This window comes from Bradyrhizobium sp. B039 (assembly GCF_038965675.1).
GTDB classification, from domain to species: Bacteria; Pseudomonadota; Alphaproteobacteria; order Rhizobiales; family Xanthobacteraceae; genus Bradyrhizobium; species Bradyrhizobium diazoefficiens.
The window spans coordinates 7,392,950-7,410,799 of record NZ_CP152416.1; the positions used below are offsets into that span (position 1 = coordinate 7,392,950).

The 17,850-nt window shown below is 59.0% G+C and carries 13 protein-coding genes and 2 pseudogenes; 5 read left to right on the forward strand and 10 right to left on the reverse strand.

Annotation, left to right across the window (positions count from 1 at the left end; all coding sequences use genetic code 11):
• The 6 genes from panB to bioB all read right to left on the reverse strand — a co-directional run bounded on the left by panB (position 1) and on the right by bioB (position 6,649).
• Positions 1-879, reverse strand: coding sequence for a 3-methyl-2-oxobutanoate hydroxymethyltransferase (gene panB / locus AAFG50_RS35175; RefSeq protein ID WP_028176029.1), 879 nt, complete (start codon positions 877-879; stop codon positions 1-3).
• Positions 880-2,125: 1,246 nt separating this feature from the next.
• On the reverse strand, positions 2,126-3,391 hold the full coding sequence (locus AAFG50_RS35180; protein WP_018646903.1) for an adenosylmethionine--8-amino-7-oxononanoate transaminase: 1,266 nt from the start codon (positions 3,389-3,391) through the stop codon (positions 2,126-2,128).
• The gene (bioD, locus tag AAFG50_RS35185) at positions 3,388-4,023 is read right to left on the reverse strand and encodes a dethiobiotin synthase (protein ID WP_011084893.1); all 636 of its coding nucleotides are present in this window, start codon (positions 4,021-4,023) and stop codon (positions 3,388-3,390) included. The genes AAFG50_RS35180 and bioD overlap by 4 nt, the downstream gene beginning before the upstream one ends.
• A complete protein-coding gene (locus tag AAFG50_RS35190) occupies positions 4,020-5,174 on the reverse strand; it encodes an 8-amino-7-oxononanoate synthase (protein WP_018646904.1) in 1,155 nt (384 codons plus the stop codon). The genes bioD and AAFG50_RS35190 overlap by 4 nt, the downstream gene beginning before the upstream one ends.
• 75 nt (positions 5,175-5,249) lie before the next feature.
• The gene (panD, locus tag AAFG50_RS35195; protein ID WP_018646905.1) at positions 5,250-5,603 is read right to left on the reverse strand and encodes an aspartate 1-decarboxylase; all 354 of its coding nucleotides are present in this window, start codon (positions 5,601-5,603) and stop codon (positions 5,250-5,252) included.
• Between the two features lie 50 nt (positions 5,604-5,653).
• Positions 5,654-6,649 (reverse strand): biotin synthase BioB, encoded by a 996-nt coding sequence (gene bioB / locus AAFG50_RS35200; RefSeq protein WP_018646906.1) that lies wholly within the window; start codon positions 6,647-6,649, stop codon positions 5,654-5,656.
• Positions 6,650-6,763: 114 nt separating this feature from the next.
• On the opposite strand from bioB, the gene AAFG50_RS35205 reads away from it, so the two are divergent.
• The 4 genes from AAFG50_RS35205 (at position 6,764) to AAFG50_RS35220 (ending at position 9,994) form a co-directional block, all read left to right on the forward strand.
• Entirely contained in the window at positions 6,764-7,399 is a 636-nt protein-coding gene (locus tag AAFG50_RS35205; protein ID WP_018646907.1) for a GntR family transcriptional regulator, read from the forward strand.
• 136 nt (positions 7,400-7,535) lie between these two features.
• Positions 7,536-7,853: a Dabb family protein gene (locus AAFG50_RS35210; RefSeq protein ID WP_018646908.1), complete on the forward strand. Its 318-nt coding sequence runs from the start codon at positions 7,536-7,538 to the stop codon at positions 7,851-7,853.
• Between the two features lie 153 nt (positions 7,854-8,006).
• Entirely contained in the window at positions 8,007-9,401 is a 1,395-nt protein-coding gene (gene pabB, locus AAFG50_RS35215; RefSeq protein WP_026312597.1) for an aminodeoxychorismate synthase component I, read from the forward strand.
• Positions 9,398-9,994: an aminodeoxychorismate/anthranilate synthase component II gene (locus AAFG50_RS35220; RefSeq protein ID WP_018646910.1), complete on the forward strand. Its 597-nt coding sequence runs from the start codon at positions 9,398-9,400 to the stop codon at positions 9,992-9,994. The genes pabB and AAFG50_RS35220 overlap by 4 nt, the downstream gene beginning before the upstream one ends.
• 670 nt (positions 9,995-10,664) lie before the next feature.
• Here the strand turns inward: AAFG50_RS35220 and AAFG50_RS35225 are convergent.
• Together AAFG50_RS35225 and AAFG50_RS35230 are read right to left on the reverse strand one after the other, a co-directional pair.
• A complete protein-coding gene (locus AAFG50_RS35225; RefSeq protein ID WP_011084884.1) occupies positions 10,665-11,138 on the reverse strand; it encodes a hypothetical protein in 474 nt (157 codons plus the stop codon).
• Positions 11,135-11,317: a hypothetical protein gene (locus AAFG50_RS35230; protein WP_122975537.1), complete on the reverse strand. Its 183-nt coding sequence runs from the start codon at positions 11,315-11,317 to the stop codon at positions 11,135-11,137. Before AAFG50_RS35230 ends, AAFG50_RS35225 begins: the two co-directional genes overlap by 4 nt.
• An 850-nt stretch (positions 11,318-12,167) precedes the next feature.
• Here AAFG50_RS35230 and AAFG50_RS35235 point away from each other — a divergent pair.
• Positions 12,168-13,685 (forward strand): annotated as a pseudogene (locus tag AAFG50_RS35235) (DUF5695 domain-containing protein); the annotation flags it as partial.
• A gap of 824 nt (positions 13,686-14,509) precedes the next feature.
• On the opposite strand, the gene istB reads toward AAFG50_RS35235, so the two are convergent.
• Positions 14,510-15,373 carry an IS21-like element helper ATPase IstB gene (gene istB / locus AAFG50_RS35240; RefSeq protein WP_039183785.1) on the reverse strand — a complete coding sequence of 288 codons (864 nt, stop codon included), beginning with the start codon at positions 15,371-15,373 and terminating at the stop codon, positions 14,510-14,512.
• A gap of 8 nt (positions 15,374-15,381) precedes the next feature.
• Positions 15,382-16,872: pseudogene (istA, locus tag AAFG50_RS35245) on the reverse strand (IS21 family transposase); the annotation flags it as partial.
• Between the last annotated feature and the right edge of the window lie 978 nt (positions 16,873-17,850).

The following is a 17,850-nucleotide window of genomic DNA, read 5'->3' on the forward strand; positions in this document are numbered from 1 at the left end:
TTACCTTGAGGTTGAACTGGAGGGCACCCAGTTGGCGACGGCATGCCGAAGCTGATCAGGAAGCCGATAGCACTCCTCTGAGCCCGGGAACGCCCCTTTGCGGATATCGGCAGCCCAGCGCGACAGCGCCTCCTGGAACAACTGGAATCCATTTGTATAGGCACGAACGAATTTGGGGCGATGGCCTTCGGTTAGCCCCAAGACATCATGAAACACGAGCACTTGGCCCGAGCAATCGGGTCCTGCTCCGATCCCGATGGTGGGTATCGTGAGAGATTCGGTCGCTCGCGCCGCGAGCTCGGCAGGAATGCCCTCCAGGACAAGCGCGAAGCAACCGGCTTCCTGCAGACGGTGCGCGTCATCGAGCAACCGCAAGGCGGTATCTGTTGTCCTTCCCTGCACTTTGAATCCACCCATGACGTTGACGCTCTGCGGGGTCAGACCGAGATGTCCCATCACAGGAATGTCGCAATCGACCAAGGCGCGTACCATCTCGATGCGTTTGGCACCACCCTCGAGTTTCACAGCATCGGCGCCACGCTGTAAAAAACCTCCTGCATTGCGAATCGTATCCTCAGAACCGACATGAAAGCTGAGAAAGGGCATGTCGGCCACAAGCAAGGCATGAGGCCTCGTGCGCGCAACAGCCTCCAGGTGATGATTCATCATGGCCACGCTGACGGGCAGCGTGTTGTCGAATCCCAGGCAGACGTTTCCAACGCTATCGCCGACCAGGATGATATCGACAATGGGATCCGCGATGCGCGCCGCAACCGCATCGTAGGCGGTGGTCATCACGACACGCCGTCCTTTATCCTTCCAATGCTGCAGTGCCGGAATCGTGACACGCTCTAGAGGCTGCTCTGAACTGTGGCTCATATTGAATCCGCTCCGCACACACCGTCGGCGCTTCCTAGAGAACGCGGGAGAAACCTGTCAATGGCATGGAGGATGGAGATCCCAGTTGTCTAGAACTGGGGAACAGCGCAAAAACAGTCCAATGGTCGCGCAACCATGAGACAAGACCTTCCTCATCCATTTCACCACCCGATGGCTCGTCTTCACGTGCAGTTTCAGCGGCTATGCCAGCCGCGCCCTCAATCGAGGAGCGGCGCTCGCGACGAGCCACCATCTGCACGCGTTTCTGGGCTGATTGCAGTCTCTCCAAACGGTGACGGCGACCGGACCGAGCGCAGATGCGCGCAGTGGGGACTTCGTCTTTAGGGCACATCTCCGTGTCTGCCCGCTAGGGGGACTCGTGAGACTCCTCCTTCGGCGCCTGCGCACCGAGCAAAGCAAACGGATGGCAGGCCAGGAACGTCCAAAGGTGACAGGCCGCCGTAAGCGCAGCGAGAGTCGCGGTCGAGTAGATGTCGTCGCGAACGCGCTCAGACCGCGCCAGCCTGCTGGCCCTGTAGGCCGTGAAGTCGATTATTTTCGCCGATGTTTCTGTCACTTGATTTCCACGTGCTCTAGAGGGCCACTCGAATTCTCTGACCAGGGCCGTACCGGCACAACTCAGTCCATTCCTAAGCCGCTCGAAGCCAACGAAGCCATTTCTGATCGGCCTCCCGCCGCGCCTTGAAGCGGTTGACGCATCTCTTCGAGCAAAGAGCCGTTCGCCAGCAGTAATGGCGGATCAGCCCAAACTTTCCGCCGCATATCGCGCAGCAAGTGGCTGAATGGTCGAGGGAATTACGGAAGCCAATGTGCATTCTCGCCTCCTGTCAGACATTTACCTGGGAAGCCCCGCTGCCCTCTGACCACAGCACCACGCGCGCACCGAAGGTGCGGCCCGCCCGGCGGTCCGTCTTCCTGGTTGTTGCAGCCATCAAGAGCCTTGACTCTGATGTGCGGCTGCCTCGCGAAGCAGTACTTTCCGCAGATAGCCTCGCCGAGAATTTGGTCAAGATAATTGATTTCTCTATCGTGATTTACGCAATTCGCTCGACATTTCGGTCAAATGCTGCGCCTTGCATGACTAGCCCGCAGAATTACTGCGGCAGTTGGATCGGGAGCGCTTAAGTTGGGGGCTGCATCCTCGTTGCACTATCAAAAGCAGCAATACGGGCACTTTCCCTTCCAAGATCCTGTCACTGCAGACGATCGCACAGTCTCGTGCATCTCACATCAGCAAGTCAGCAGCGTCGCGGATGGCAGTATAGATTTCATCAAGATCGGCCGCCGTAACGCAGTAAGGCGGCATCACGTAGATCGTGTTACCGAGTGGGCGTAACAGCAGATCCCGCGCTTGGAAGAAAGCCAAAAGCCTCGGACCGATGTCCGCCAGATAGCCGGCATCGCGCGTGTTGAGTTCAACCGCTGTGACTGTTCCTGTGCGCCGCACGTTTGCGAACCGTGAATCGAGGCGGAACGGCGCGAGTGCCTGTTCTTGCATCCTCGCCAAGGATGCCAGCCGCCAGCGATACTCCTGATCCTGCCATAGGTCCAGATTAGCCTTGGCGGCGGCACAGGCCACTGGATTGGCCGTATATGAGCTCGAATGAAAAAACGTACGCGTGCGATCTTCAGAATAATGCGCATCGAAAATATCGGCACGACACAGTGTGACGGCGAGCGGCAGCGCCCCAGCCGTGAGGCCTTTCGAATAGCAAGCAATATCGGGCGTGACATCGGCCTGCTCACACGCAAACAAGGTACCCGTCCGGCCCCAGCCTGTCATGACCTCGTCCGCAATGAACAGGACGTCAAAGGCTTCGCAAATCCGCTTCATCTCTCTTAGCACCGAGGGCGAATACATCAGCATTCCACCGGCACCCAATATCAGGGGCTCCACGATAAAGGCTGCGGGATGTTCGTTTCGACACGCGTTTTCAAGCGCATCGAGAGCTCTTTGCTCACAATCTCTTGCCGGGAACGGAATCGAGGTCACCTCGAACATCAGCGCCCCGTAGGCCGCATTGAAGATGCCTCGGCTACCTACCGACATCGCCCCGATCGTGTCGCCATGGTACGAGTGCTGCATCACCACAATTTTGGTTCGCTCTCTTCCGGTATTGCGCCAGTAGCCGAGCGCCATTTTCAGCGCGACTTCGACGCTGGTGGACCCGCTATCGGAGAAGAACACATGTTCGAGCGCTGCGGAGGTGACCTTCAATAGTTCCGTCGCAACCTGCTCAGCCGGGTCGTGAGTGTATCCGGCGAAGATGACCTGGTTGAGCTTGCCTGCCTGTTCTCGGATCGCGTTCACGATGCATGGATGGCAATGGCCGTGGGTCACGACCCACCAGGAGGAGATTGCATCGATAAGGCGTCGGCCATCTTCGGTGTAGAGATAGGCCCCTTCTCCCCGGACCACCTTCGTCATGTCCCGCTGTAGAGCATGCTGCGTGAACGGATGCCAGATCGGCGACCTCTTAGCTGTCTTCATAGGTTCAGGAAATCGCTGCTAACAAAGGAGTCTTTGAAAGCGGCCTGCAGCCTATCGTTTGTGAGGGGAACAAGCCACGGGAGCCGTCCCAACCAACGCACTCTCCCGATCTCGCAAACCGCGCTTTCAGTTTCGGCGTTTCTTTCGCCAATGAACGCAATCCCAAGGATTCGAATCTGACGCTTCCGCAGAGCCTCTATGGAGAGCAGGGAGTGATTGATTGTGCCCAGTCCCGTCCTTGCGCAAAGCACGACGGGAAGCTGCCAGCGCTCGAAGATGTCGATGTAAAGCGTGCGCGCTGTCAGCGGCACCATGAGTCCGCCGGCGCCTTCGATCACGAGTCGCCGCTCGCCGCTGTCCGGCAGTCCAAGCGTCTCTGTATCTATGCGAACGCCGTCGATCTCCGCTGAGTGATGGGGCGACGCGGGCGTCCGAAGTCGATAGAGCTCCGGGACAATCCGATCGGACGAGAGGCCACCGAGGCGGCGGATGCACTCGGAGTCGATCTCTTGTTCGAGTCCAGCCTGGACCGGCTTCCAGTAATTCGCGCCGAGAAGCCCGGCGAGCCCTGCGGAGAATACCGTTTTGCCGACGCCGGTGTCCGTACCAGTCACGACGATCCGTTTATTCATCGAAACGAGCCCCTCGTCACCTCAACCAGCGCATCGAGCATCGCGCGCACGTCCGCTTCGCCAACATTGAGTGTCAACGAAATTCGCAAGCGGGCGGTGCCTGCAGGGACGGTTGGCGGCCGAATTCCGCGGATATCGAAGCCGCGCGCCTGCAGAGCAGAGGCAAGTCGCATTGCATGAGCATTGTCACCTACGATGTAGGGCACGATCTGAGAGGTCGATGGTGTGCGCAAACCAAGCGAGGTGATCTGCCGATGCGCGAACGCAACGAGTTTGGCCAGCCGTTGCTGCCGCTCCGGCTCTTTCTGCAGGGTGAGGAGTGCCTCTCGAACGGCAACGGCCATCAATGGTGATGGGGCGGTGGCAAAAATAAACGGACGGCAGCGGTTGACCATGAAATCGCGCAAGATGCCGGAGGCCGTAACAAGTGCACCCGCCGCACCGAGCGCTTTGCCGCAGGTATGAACGACGATGAGATTTTCGCGCTTGTCATAAGGGGCCGTGAGCCCTCGTCCTTGATGCCCGTAAGCGCCTGTGGCATGTGCCTCGTCCACGATCAGAAACGCGTCTTGGCGATCGGCGATTGCCACTAGCTCTTCGAGTGGAGCGAAGTCGCCATCCATACTGTAGAGACTTTCGGCCACAATCCACACGCGGCCCGCTCCACCTTTGTTTCGCCAGGCGCGAATTGCGTCTTCGACTGACTGGGGATCATTGTGCGCGTGAATTCGACACTCTGCGCGACCGGCCCGCGCCCCCTCGTGAATACTGGCGTGCACGAGCGAATCGAGAACGAGCAGATCGCCGCGCTGCGGGAGCGTTGTCAGGAGGGCAAAATTTGCGATGTAGCCGCCTCCAAAGAAAAGCGCTGCCTCCGCGCCAAAGAACTGAGCCGCTTCTGTTTCGAGCCGTTCATGCTCCTCGCAATTGCCGCGCAGAAGCCGCGACCCGCCGGCTCCAACCGGAGTGCCCGCCTCGAGCGCGGCGACCATCGCCTTTTTGATGCGCGAGGCGTTCCCGAGCGCCAGATAGTCGTTCGATGCGAAATCGATCCCCACGCGCGGCTTGAGGCAGCGCAGCCGTTCATCTTCATTCAAGGCATTCAACGCTGCGACGTAGGGACTAAGTCTAGCTATTTGGATCGACCGCATTCATCACTCCGAGGATCGCATCAAATCGCGCAAAAATGCGTTGGCCGTTTAAGAAGGAAGGATGGCCCGTTAGGTTCAACTTGCCAGGATGCGATTGTCTCGGTCCACACGCACAATGCGCGGCTTGAACATCTTTGCTTCGGCCTCGTCGAATGAGGCATATTCAACGATAATGATCTTGTCTCCGGGCATCACCAGTCGGGCGGCCGCACTGTTCAGGCTTATCGTGCCAGACATCGGCGGCGCCTCGATCACGTAGGTGGCAAAGCGCGTCCCCGTTTCGACATTGTAGATTTCGGCGCGCTCGTTGATCACCATTCCTGCTGCCTCCAGGAGCGTACGATCTATCGAGATCGAGCCTTCATAGTGCAGATCGGCTTCGGTCAATGAGGCGCGATGGATCTCGCCCTTCATCAAAGTTATCTGCATTTCTCACCTAGGCTGGATGTAGGGGCAACATATTGCGCGCACTGCTTCCGTCAGGCGAGCCCGGACGTGATGCCGAGCCGGGCCAGCAAATCCGCGTCGCGATCAACTTTCGGGTTTTTGGTGGTCAAGAGCACGTCGCCGACAAAGATTGAATTTGCGCCGGCCAAGAAGCAAAGCGCCTGCAATTCATCGGTCATGTATTGCCGCCCGGCGGACAAGCGAACCACACTCCTCGGCATAATGACCCGCGCGGTCGCCAGCAGCCGGACCAGCGCGATCGAATCGGGAGGCTCCGCGGTGTCTTCCACCGGCACGCCGCCAATCTTGTTCCACAGGTTGATCGGCACGCTTTCGGGATGGTTGGGAAGATTGGCGAGCAACACGAGCATACCTAGGCGGTCCTCGACGCGCTCGCCCATGCCGATAATCCCGCCGCAGCAGATCTTGATGCCGGCATCGCGCACATGCGCCAGCGTATCGATGCGGTCCTGCAGGCTGCGGGTGGTGATGATCTTGCTGTAAAACTCGGGCGATGTGTCGACGTTGTGATTGTAGAAGTCAAGGCCGGCCTCGGCGAGGCGCGCGGCCTGCTTCTGTGTCAGCATGCCGAGCGTGACACACGTTTCCATGCCGAGACCTTTGACCGCGTTGACCATGTCGCAGACAGAATCAAGATCGCGATCTTTTGGCGTGCGCCAGGCCGCGGCCATACAGAAGCGCGTGGCGCCGGCATCCTTCGCGCGCTGTGCGGTCGCAACCACATCGGCGCAACGCATCAGGCGGGTCGCTTTCAGGCCGGTCGCATAATGCGCGCTTTGCGAGCAGTAGCCGCAGTCCTCCGGACAGCCGCCGGTCTTGATGCTGAGCAGGCTCGCAGTTTCGACGTGGTTTGGATCGAAGTTCTTGCGATGAGCGCGCTGCGCCTGAAGCATCAGGTCGGCAAAAGGAAGGTCGTAGAGCGCCTTAACCTCTTCGACGTTCCAATGATTACGAACCCGCGCCCCGTTGCTAGCTTCCTTCCGTTGGACTTGCACAGCAGCATCCATAACCCAATCCCGCTCAATTGTAGATAATCGCGTGAATTATCTATAGTCATCGCTCTCGAAGAGATGCTAATCGAGCTGCCTCGCAAATGCACCGATTATTGCGGTAGATAATCTATGATCACTGCTGACAACATGACGATGGTCGCGCGCATCGCGGACTCAATCGCTGAGCGCATTATCAGCGGCGCCTTAGCGCCAGGCGCACCACTCCGTCAGGATCACGTTGCACGAGAATTCAATTCCAGCCACGTCCCCGTGCGCGAGGCCTTTCGGCACCTGCAGGCACAACATCTTGTTGTCGCTGTGCCGCGTCGCGGTGTTCGGGTTGCCCCGCTCGATACCCGTTCAGTGAAAGAGATCGCCGAAATGCGCGCCGCGCTCGAGGTGGTGGCATTGCGCCATTCGGGGCCAAGGCTGACAACATCTCATTTGGCTCAAATCGAGCTCGCCCTAATCGAAGGAGACAATGCAAAGACGATCGAGGAGTTTGAGATGGCCAACCGCGCCTTTCACCAAGCCTTGGTCGCGCCGTGCGGAATGCCGCGTCTGCTCGCGAGCCTCGATGGATTGCAGCTTGCCAATTCTCGATTGGTGTTCGCGATGGCGCGATCGGCGGGCTGGCGACCGCGCTCCAATCAAGATCACCGCCTGATTCTGCAAGCCTTGCGAACGCGCAACGTCGATCACGCCTGTAACCTGCTCACGCGGCACATTCAAACCATTGAGCGCCTTGCCCTTCCGGCGCCCTGAGCAAATCTGGCAAGCTTCATTGCCGGATCGCCGACGATTGCAAGCGACGATCATGCGGCAAGCGACTAGCCTCATTGCAACCGGCTCTATTCCCAGATAGTTATGGCACCCGCTAGCGACATCTCCACGGACCGCCATGATTCGTCACATCGTCTTCTTCAGCGCCAAGGACGAGGCGCATATCGACCAGATCATCGAAGGTCTTTCGCTTCTCACCACGATACCACATGCGCGCCGGCTTGAGGTTGCCCGCAACCGCAAGACCGATCAGCTCGGCAACGATATCGACATCGTGGTCTATGGTGAGTTCGACAGCGAGACGGAGCTCGCAGCGTACAAAGCGCACGAGCTCTACCAGGAGTCGATTAAACGGGTCCGACCGCTCCGCGAGCTGCGGTTCGCGGCCGACTTCGATGTATCAACAGATACCCCTTTCGCCTCCACGGCAGGATGATCCTGGTGCTGTCGCAGCAAAAAGTCCGCCGCCGGGTTAACTTGGCAATGGGCCTCATGTTTCGGCCCATCGCAGACAAGCGTCATTCTCATCGGTGGGGCAACAGATGGAACGGCACCTTCACGACGTCAGCCCCCTGTGACCGATAACCCGATGTACGTTCGCGAGTTGCAGTGGGTTGAACCTGTCACGGCGATGCGACGTCTCGGGCATCGATCGCATCTCACGTTTCTCGATAGCGCGGCAAGGCACGAGCTGCTTGGGCGCTACTCATATCTAACGTGCGACCCGTTCAGCACCTACAGGGTCACGAACGGCCGAGCCAGTTGGAACGGACTGACTTTCGAGGCCGAACCATGGAAGGTCCTTCGCACGCTACTCGCGAAGTACCCGCAAGAGCATCGTCCCGATCTCCCGCCATTCCAGGGAGGAGCGGCAGGCTACCTTGCCTACGACATGAACAGGACATTGGAGCGATTGTCTGCGCCGGCAATTGCCGGTCTGGGTTTGCCCCAATCTATCTTGCATTTCTATGACGTGGTCATCAGCTTCGACCACCGGGATAACAAATGCTGGATCGTCTCGACCGGATGGCCGGAGCAGGATAGCGTGCGACGGAGCGAACGAGCGCTTCGTCGAGCCGACGAGTTTGCAGCATTGCTTGCCGGTGCAAAGGCGCCACAGAAGGGTTGTCCCAGCAAAGCGGGCGCATGGCACTCGAACTTCAGCCGCGAGGGGTACATCGCGGCGGTACAACACGTGATCGACTTGATCCTCGCGGGTGACGTGTTCCAGACGAATATTGCGCAGCGTTTCAGCACCCGCCTGTCGACCTCGTTTGATCCGCTCGCCTTCTATTGCCAGCTACGATCATTGAATCCAGCGCCCTTTGCGGCCCTGCTGCGATGGGGAAAGCTGACCATCGCATCAAGTTCGCCGGAACGATTCCTGAAACTTGAGGGGCGACAAGTCGAGACACGACCTATCAAGGGCACAATCGCGCGTTCTCCTGATTTCAAGGAAGACCAGCGCCGTGCGGCTGTTCTCCTCGCTTCCGAAAAGGATCATGCCGAGAACACGATGATTGTCGACCTTTTGCGCAACGATCTGTCACGCGTTTGCACCGCGCATTCGGTCGGGGTTCCGGCCCTGTGCAATCTCGAGTCCTATGCTTCAGTGCACCATCTCGTGTCGATCGTTACGGGGACACTTGCCGGAGACGAAGACGCTGTTAGCCTGCTCCGTGCTTGCTTTCCCGGCGGCTCCATTACGGGAGCGCCAAAGCCGCGGTCGATGGAAATTATTACAGAAATCGAGCGCATAGCGCGAGAGGTCTATTGTGGGGCGATCGGCTTCATCGGCTTCAACGGGCACATGGACACCAGTATTGCGATCCGCACTGTCACCATCGACGGCGGCCTGGCTGTGTTTCATGCGGGCAGCGGTATAACGGCCTTGTCGGAGCCCGAGGGCGAATACGAGGAAACGCTCGCCAAGGCAGCGCGAATCTTTGATGCATTTGGTTCTGAACCAGCTGGTGCATTTTGATTGTCATCGTCGATAATTACGATTCCTTCGTGTTCAACATTGCCCGCTATTTCCACAAGCTCAGTGAAGTAACGGAAGTGATCCGAAACGACGCTATCAGCATCAGCGAGCTCGTTGGTCTCAACCCGCGCGCGGTGGTCATATCGCCCGGCCCCTGCACCCCCACTGAGGCAGGAATATCGACAGCAGTAGTTCGCGAACTTTCAGGACGCGTACCAATTCTCGGCATCTGCCTTGGACATCAGTGTATTGCGAGTGTTTTCGGAGGACGGGTGGGGCGTGCGCGTCGGCCCATGCACGGTCGGCGCTCATACGTTGCGCATGACGGCCGAGGGTTATTCAAGGGGCTGCCAACCCCGCTTGAGGTCGGACGCTACCATTCACTTATCGTCGAGCTTGATCAATCATGTGCGCAGAACCTCATAGTGACAGCGCGTTCGGAGGAAGGCGAGATCATGGCCCTCACGCACGGCTATTATCCCACCTATGGGGTCCAGTTCCATCCCGAGTCGATACTTACCTCACAGGGGCACGTCCTGCTCATGAACTTCTTGCGACTCGCAGAAGATTTCCGAAACCGCGCGGCGCAATGAGAGGCTCGGCCTGCCAATCAAGATGGTGGACCGTCGGTTTTCGACGTGGTTGGAAGGCGAAGCCTCATATGGCAGGCATTTTGTGGTCATCAGCGCTGTTCCGTGCTTGGCTCTGCAGTCAGCGGCCCGCCTCCGACGGAAACCAGCCCCTGCGGTTTCGAGGGCCGGACGTCTCTCTTGGCCGGCTTGGATGTGGTGCGCGCGGGGGGCAAAGAAGCAGCAGGAGCAGGAGAAGCAACAGGCGCCGGATTCTGCAGCCCCTCGATTCTTTGGGTCAGGGTTGCGATCTGATCCGAGATCCGCCTTAGCTCGGCTTGCTGCGCATCGACGTTGCGATTGAGCTCGGCAATTTCATCGGCTGTCTTCTGCTGCCCTGATTGGATCCATAAAAGGACGTCCCTATGCTCAGGTGACAAGCAAAGCGCGCGAGGCACGACTTCGTGCGCCGGCGGCGCCTCGCAAACGTTTCGATATTCGTCAAAAAATAGGCTCCTCCGGCGCCCGGTTCGCCGCGCTTGTTAGAATCTCTTGTATTTTCTCGGCAACATTTGTTCTTTCTGGAAAGGGAATCAAGTCCTTCACTCATTCACTAAACACATTACTTTGGTCCGCTATTTGACTACGCGTTCTTGTCATTTCGCGATAAACCTTCCTTCTCTTTTTGTATCTTTCAACAATATTGCTCTGCTCCGCCGTCTTTAGCCCTCACTGAAGTACGCGCGGTAGTCTCGATGCGCGGCGAATTCGCATGGTCCTGAGCGCAGAAGGGACAGATCTCAGTCTCTTCGCCCTCGATGCGATGCATACCATCGCCCACCCAGCGTTCGTCTGCCTCGCCGATCGCAGCGAAATGTCGTTGCACTTGTGCAACGGCGAGAGCTTCCAGGTCCGGAAGATTTCGGCCCAAGAGAGTGTTGATTTCGACGACATCGAAATGTCGGCAGGCCCATCTCGTGAAAGTCGTGGTGACGTCGCAAAGCATCAGACGATTGCGCGGCAGAGAGCGCGCGCTGCCTCCGCAACCGCATCGGCAATATTTGGTGATTTCCTTGAGGGCACAGAAGTCGTCGACGCTCAGCCTGCCTCGCGCTGGTGCCGGAATGGCGCCCTCGCGAGCGCGGAGCTCACGATTAATGTTCCTCATGTCCCAAGCTGGCCTACATCCAGTCCTTCCGACGCACTACAAATCACAAAATTTACTTGCTGACCCAACCAGTCGCCTTGACCGGCAAAATGTAACAACGACTGGTGTTGCGCTGCTCTCCGTTCAGGAGCCGTGATGGCGGCCATCGGCTCGACACTCTTGCGATCGCAAGGCATCATCAGACCGGCGGAGTAATCGCGAAGCGGTTTGGCTCAGCCTCCGTCCCCGATCACGCTCGTAAAACCCTCAACATACGCCGAAAACCTCGACGCGACGTCCCCCATTTTACCCGACCCATCTCAGCCTCTCCGCACGCCGAATAGATGAGTCTTCTCAAAAATAGGAATCTTCTCGGTAAAAGCCGCGACACTCTGATTAAGTAAGACTACGCAGTAGTGAGCAGGCAGTGGAAGCCGCGCAATGTCGAGGGGCGGCGCTCGGCCGAATGCCTCAGGCGCGCCGTGAACTTTGTCATCGACCGGGTCTTTGCCATTGGCAACTAGGCCCAAGAGCAGCTTGGCCTCCTTGCGAGCAAGCTCTGGTGTCCAAGGGCACCGTGAGGACCGATGGTGACGAAGCGGTGGCAACCGAACGCTGGGTACTTGAGAACGTATGTCGCTTTGTCGCGTTGACGTTTACGGCGGGAAACGGCACGCCTTGATCATCCGTATGGAGCGATACCGGATACGGTTGATGACGAAGTCTAAAGCCATGTCTAAAGCCTGGACGTATACGCGTCGTACGATGCTGTTGGGCAGTAGCTTCTTGGGTAGCGCGTTTTTCGGGGGCGTTACGCTGCCTACACCCAATCGGCCGCAGCGCAAGGTTGCCATGGTGTTGAAGGCGGTCGACTCTCCCTTCGTCGTTGGGTGCACACAAGACGGCATTACCTCCTTGCGTTATCGTAACGATGCGTATGACACGGATTATGTTCTGCCTGGAGCCGTGCTGGGGACGGCTCACGCTAGAGTTCGGCGTGCCGGATCCGAGTGGCATACGCTTCGAACCGGCGTTGATGCAACGAAGCCGATGCATAGCGCGGCCCTTGAACTAGCAGCCCGCGATGCCGGCGTCCTTCTCACGACCCGCCTCGCAGTCGACGAGGCTGGATTGACGTGGGAGATCATGCTGCGGAACGACGGCATGGCGAGCGTGGAGGTTGGCGACCTCTATTTTCCCATGCCGATGAACACCGAATTTCCGGCAGGGCAACCGGCATCGGTGGCTGTTTTGAAGCACAGCTTCGTCTCGGGGCATGGATCGCACATCTTCTGGATTCGCGGCAACAGCACCGGCCCCTTCCTCATGCTCTTACCGGAAGCGGACACGTCACTGGAATATTGGGATGTCCACAAGGATTCGGCCGAAGCCAGTGGGACGTGGTGCGCCTACATCTTGGGCGGAGCGGCCGCCGGCGAGGCAGTGGCGGCGGGGACTCGCTGGCGACAGCCGACGCATTCCCTGTCCCTGTCGCCGGCCGAGCAACGGCGTTACCGTCTCCGCTTCCAATGGGTTGCCAATTACGAGGCGGCGCGCAGGGCTATCGCGGACGCCGGTCTGGTGGACGTGGAAGTGATGCCGGGCATGACGGTTCCCAATGACCTGCATGTCGACATCGCGCTCGCGTCCTCCATTCCGGTGGAGCGAATCGAAGCGGAATTTACCGGCGACACGGTGGTGCAACGGTTGCCGGATCGGGCTGGCAGGCGCCTGTGGCGGGTTCGCTTTTCGCGATTGGGCGAGAACCGGCTGACCCTGCACCAGCCGGGTGCGCGCCAGACATTTCTTGAATTCTCCGCTACCGAGCCCGTCGAGACGATGATGAAGAAGCGCGCAACCTTCATCGTGAAGCGGCAGCATCGTGACCCGTCCAAATGGTACGACGGTTTGTTTGGCGAGTGGAATATGGAGACGCAGGTCCTGCTTGGCCCGGACAATTACGACCGGATCAAGGGTTGGCGCATCTACGAGGTGACGTGTGATGATCCCGGGCTGAGCAAGCCCGCTTACCTCGCGACCAAGAATGCCGAGCATCCTGATGTGGCGGAAGTGGCGGCGCTGGATCGGTATATAGACACGTTCGTCTGGGGCGGGCTGCAACGTACCACACAGGAGGCATACGCCTACGGCCTCTACGGCATACCCGATTGGAAGCAGAACAGGGAAAGCAGCGATCCCGGCCCGAAGGGTCGCCTGCATATCTGGCGGCCTTATGTCTATCCGCACATCTTCGCGATGTATTTGGCCATGCACCGCATCGCGCGTGACCATCCCGCGATACCCACCCGCCAGAGCGCACGAGATTATTTGGTACGCGCCTACGGTACGGCGCTGGCCATGTTCACGGTGCCGATGCGCGTGGTGATGTGGTCTGCCTACCGCACCGGCTTCTACAACGAATGTGTGATCCCCGAACTGGTTTCGGCGCTCACGACGGCGGGCTTGACACGCGGGGCGGCGACGTTGGAGGCGCACTGGGCGCGTAAGGTGCGCGCCTTCGTCGATCCGAAGGCGGACCTGTTCAAGTCTGAATATCCGTTCGATTCCACAGCCTTCGAATCAACGCAGGCACTGGCGCGCTCGGCCCTTGACGACCCTGTCGCCATGGGGGTTTCGAAGGCGGCGGCGCGTGCCTTCTCGGAGCGTCAGATCGCTGCAAATCTGTTCTGCCGTGGCTGGCTGGAACCTGCTTATTACTATCTGGGCAGCGATTATCGCCACACTGCGGGCGACGCCTATACGCTGACTTACATGGCGCAGATGGGTGGCTGGGCGCTGCTTGATCATGCGCTGAACGATGCAGACGACCCGCATCCGCTCCTTCGTCTCGGCTATGCCTCACAACTCAGCGCGTGGGCTTTGCTGAACAGCGGCCCTGCGTCGGCGGGTCATGGCTATTGGTATCCGGGCGAGGAGAATGACGGCGCGGCCGGTGGCGGCTTCGAGCCGGCGCCGAGCGGCACCACATGGCTCGGTCAGCCGCATCACCGTGGAACGTGGTATTACTCGTGCGAGATCGACCTGGGATTTTGTGGGGCGGTCCGCGCTGCTGCGACGATCGTTGCCGACGATCCCATCTTTGGGCAGGTTTGTCACGGTGGCATCATGGAGACGTTCGCTCACACACTGCGTATCTGGCCACGTGATGGCGTGCGGCGACGGCTCAACGTGCGGCTCCAGTCTCTTCGATTGGACTTGGTGCTGCTCGACGCGCGATTCCGGGCGGATCGACCGATCATTCTGAATTTGGGGGCGGGGTGGATCAGCCTTACGCCTGAGCCCTTTGCCCCATCTGGATCGGGAGTGTCGTTCGAATTGCGGTACGATGACGGGAGAAAGCGCAAGGAAGTCATCGACATCACGGACAGCTGTCAATCGGCCTGTAAATTTGACCCCTCATCGGCGTCCAATTTTGACCCCTTCGTGCGCCGCGGTTTGACGGTAGCGCTCGGCTCGTTGGAGCTGGCCGGGATAGCGGAGACGAGACGAGCGCGGGTGGCGTGATCGTCGTCGCGGCTTTTGAAGCGCCAGCTGTCATTGCCGGTCTCGACGATGTCACAGTGATGGGTCAACCGATCGAGCAGCGCGGTGGTCATTTTGGCGTCGCCGAACACGCTCGGCCATTCGCCGAAGGCGAGATTGGTGGTCACGATGACGGAGGCGCGCTCATAGAGCCGGCTGACGAGGTGGAAGAGAAGCTGGCCACCGGACTGGGCGAAGGGCAAATAGCCGAGTTCATCCAGCACAATGAAGTCCATCCGGGTCAGATGCTCGGCGAGCCGTCCTTGCCGTCCGTTGCGGGTCTCGGTCTCGAGGCGATTGACGAGGTCGACTACGTTGAAGAAGCGGCCGCGGGCACCGGATCGGATGCAGCTTCTGGCGATGGCAATGGCCAGGTGGGTTTTGCCTGTGCCGGTGCCGCCAACCAGCACGACGTTGCGTTGTTGGGCGATGAAGCCGCCGCCAGCAAGATCATTGACGAGTGTCTGATTGATCGGCGTGCCGTCGAACTGGAAGTCGGCGATGTCCTTGGCAAGCGGAAGCTTGGCAATGGTGAGCTGGTATTTGATCGACCTGGCTTGCTTCTCGTTGATCTCGGCGTTGAGCAGGTCGCCGACAATGCGCTGAGGTTCGTGCTGGCGCTTGACGGCAGTTGCCATGATCTCGTCGAAGGCAGCCTTCATGCCGTAGAGCTTGAGTTCGCCCATGAGGTCGAAGATTTGGGTTCGTTCCATCAGATGGTCCTCCGGAGGTTGTCGTAGCGGGCACAATCGGCGATCGGTGCATGACGGAGCGTCAGTGCGGCCGGCGTCATGATGTTGGCCGGTGGGGCGGGTTCACGTTGACGGGCCAGGATATTGAGAACGACATCGGCCGAATGGACGCTGTGACTGAGCGCTTCGGCACAGGCCGCTTCCACCGCGGGCAGACCGTCAGTCAGCACCGCGTTGAGGATGTCGACCATCTGTCGATTGCCGTCGTCGGTGCTGGCAAGCTTGCGCCGGATCCGCTCGATCGCGGCTGGCAGCACCCAGTCTTTGAAGGGAGCACCGTTGCGCAAGGCGCCGGGTTTGCGGGCGAGCACCGGCACATAATGCCAGGGGTCGTAGACGGTATCGCCGCGGCCAAAGGATCGCGGGTGCTCGGCAACGATGCGTCCATCCTGACGGATCACGATGCGATCGGCATAGGCTTGAACCTCGACCGGTCGCCCGACTGCGCTGGCTGCGACCGAGTACTTGTTGTTGTCGAAGCGCACCAGGCAGGTCTTCGAGACCGATGCCGTCACCGCATGGAAGCCGTCGAAGCGGCCGGCATAGGGAACGAGTTTGGGGCGTTCGGCTTCGAACACTTCCCAGATCGTCTGATCGACCAGCTCCGGATGGCGATGAACCTTGGCGTAGGCGATGCATTTGTCGAGCAGCCAGGCGTTTAACTCGTCGAGGTTTTTGAACCGCAGCCGCGGCGTGAAGAAGCGTTCCCTGACCAGCCCGACCTGGTTCTCGACCTGCCCCTTCTCCCAGCCCGACGCTGGCGTGCAGGCGACCGGATCGACCAGATAGTGGCTGCACATCTGCAGGAAGCGGCGATTGTAGAGACGCCCTTTACCGACGAAGATCGTCTCTACGGCGGTCTTCATGTTGTCGTAGATGCCGCGGGTGCAGGTGCCTTTGAACAGGGCGAACGCCCGGTCGTGGGCGTCGAACACCATCTCCTGCGTCTCCCGCGGATAGGCCCGCACGAACAGCATGCGGCTGTGACAGAGCCGGACATGGGCGGCCTTCACCATCACCGTGGTGCCGCTCAGCAAGACCACCTCGTGGCTCCAGTCGAACTGGTAGGCTTCGCCTGGGGCAAAGCTTAGCGGGACATAAGCAGCCGCGGTCGATTGCCCGCGTTCCTTGCTCCACCGCCTGGCGTAACGCCGCACCGCATCGTAGCCGCCGTCATAGCCACGGCTGCGCAGCTCTTCGAAGATCCGGATTAACGTCAGCTGTTCACGAGCCGGTTTGGCCGCGTTCGCCGCCAGCAGTCCGTCGAGCTCTACTGCCCATCGTCCCAGCTTTGGCCGCGGCTGCACTTGCCGCTCGTACTCGAAGGAGGTCTCTCCTGACCTCAGCACCTTCCGGACCGTGTTCCGCGACACCTTCAGGTCACGGGCAATCTCCTTGATCGTCTTGCCCTTGATGAAGTGCTCGCGCCGAATCCGCGCAATCGTCTCCACGATCAGCATCCTCGACCACCTGCTTCATTCCAAAGCAGGCAGCGCAACAGACCAACCTATAGGGGGTCAATTTTGGACGCCGATCCCCCGGCTTAGGGGGTCAATATTGCAGGCCGAATGACAGCCTGCGAGCCGCCCTACCGTGCAAGTACCAGCGCGGCCCAAGCTACCGCTGATGTCCGAGTCCGATTCCAAGATTTAAGGCCTTCTGGCGGAGCGCACCGACACTGCGTTTGGTCATCTTTGCTATTTTTATCACCGGGGTCCTGGCCTTCGAGTGGACTTTGAGCTCCTTGATATCTGCCTTCGTCCATTCGCGCCGCTTAACGCTTTTCTTAGTTGCTTTCTTCACGATGAATGCTCCTTTTTAGCGGAGCGGCTTGTAACATAGTTTTCTCGGCGCGACGACGGTAAAAAAATAGACAATATTATAGGACATCGCGCCAAGTGTAAGCTTTGGCATGTCTTCCGAAGCGAGGTGTCTGCACTGTTGCAGCTGCGCAATTGTAAACTTCATACGCACGTCGCGTTCTGATAGCGTTCCAATCGACGCCTTTATATCCGGAGCTAAACAACCGACACGCTCTCGAATAAGCGAGAGCCAAATCGCGATAGAGATCAACAGGTCCAAATAAGGAGGTGCGCCCAGAGAACGGAAAGATGTTGTGTCTCCGCGATATTGCTTAGAGAGGTGGCTGACGAGAATGATTAAAGGCACACTCACCTTTGATCACGCGCTCTTTGTCAAGTTCGCTTTTGGTCGTATTCAACTCGCGCAAAGAGCGCCGCCGCTTGATGGCCTCGACTGAAGTGGTAGGTTATTGGTGAAGTTCACGCGCGCCGCGCCTCACATCCAAAATGCTCATATGTCGAGCTCGTTCTCCGAGTGCAGCCCGCTGCCAGTGATGCCCTCAATTCCAGTGCAAGATCATCATGCCCAATTTTCGGGATAAGAAATTTGCTGAAAATCCAGCACGACTGGCGTCC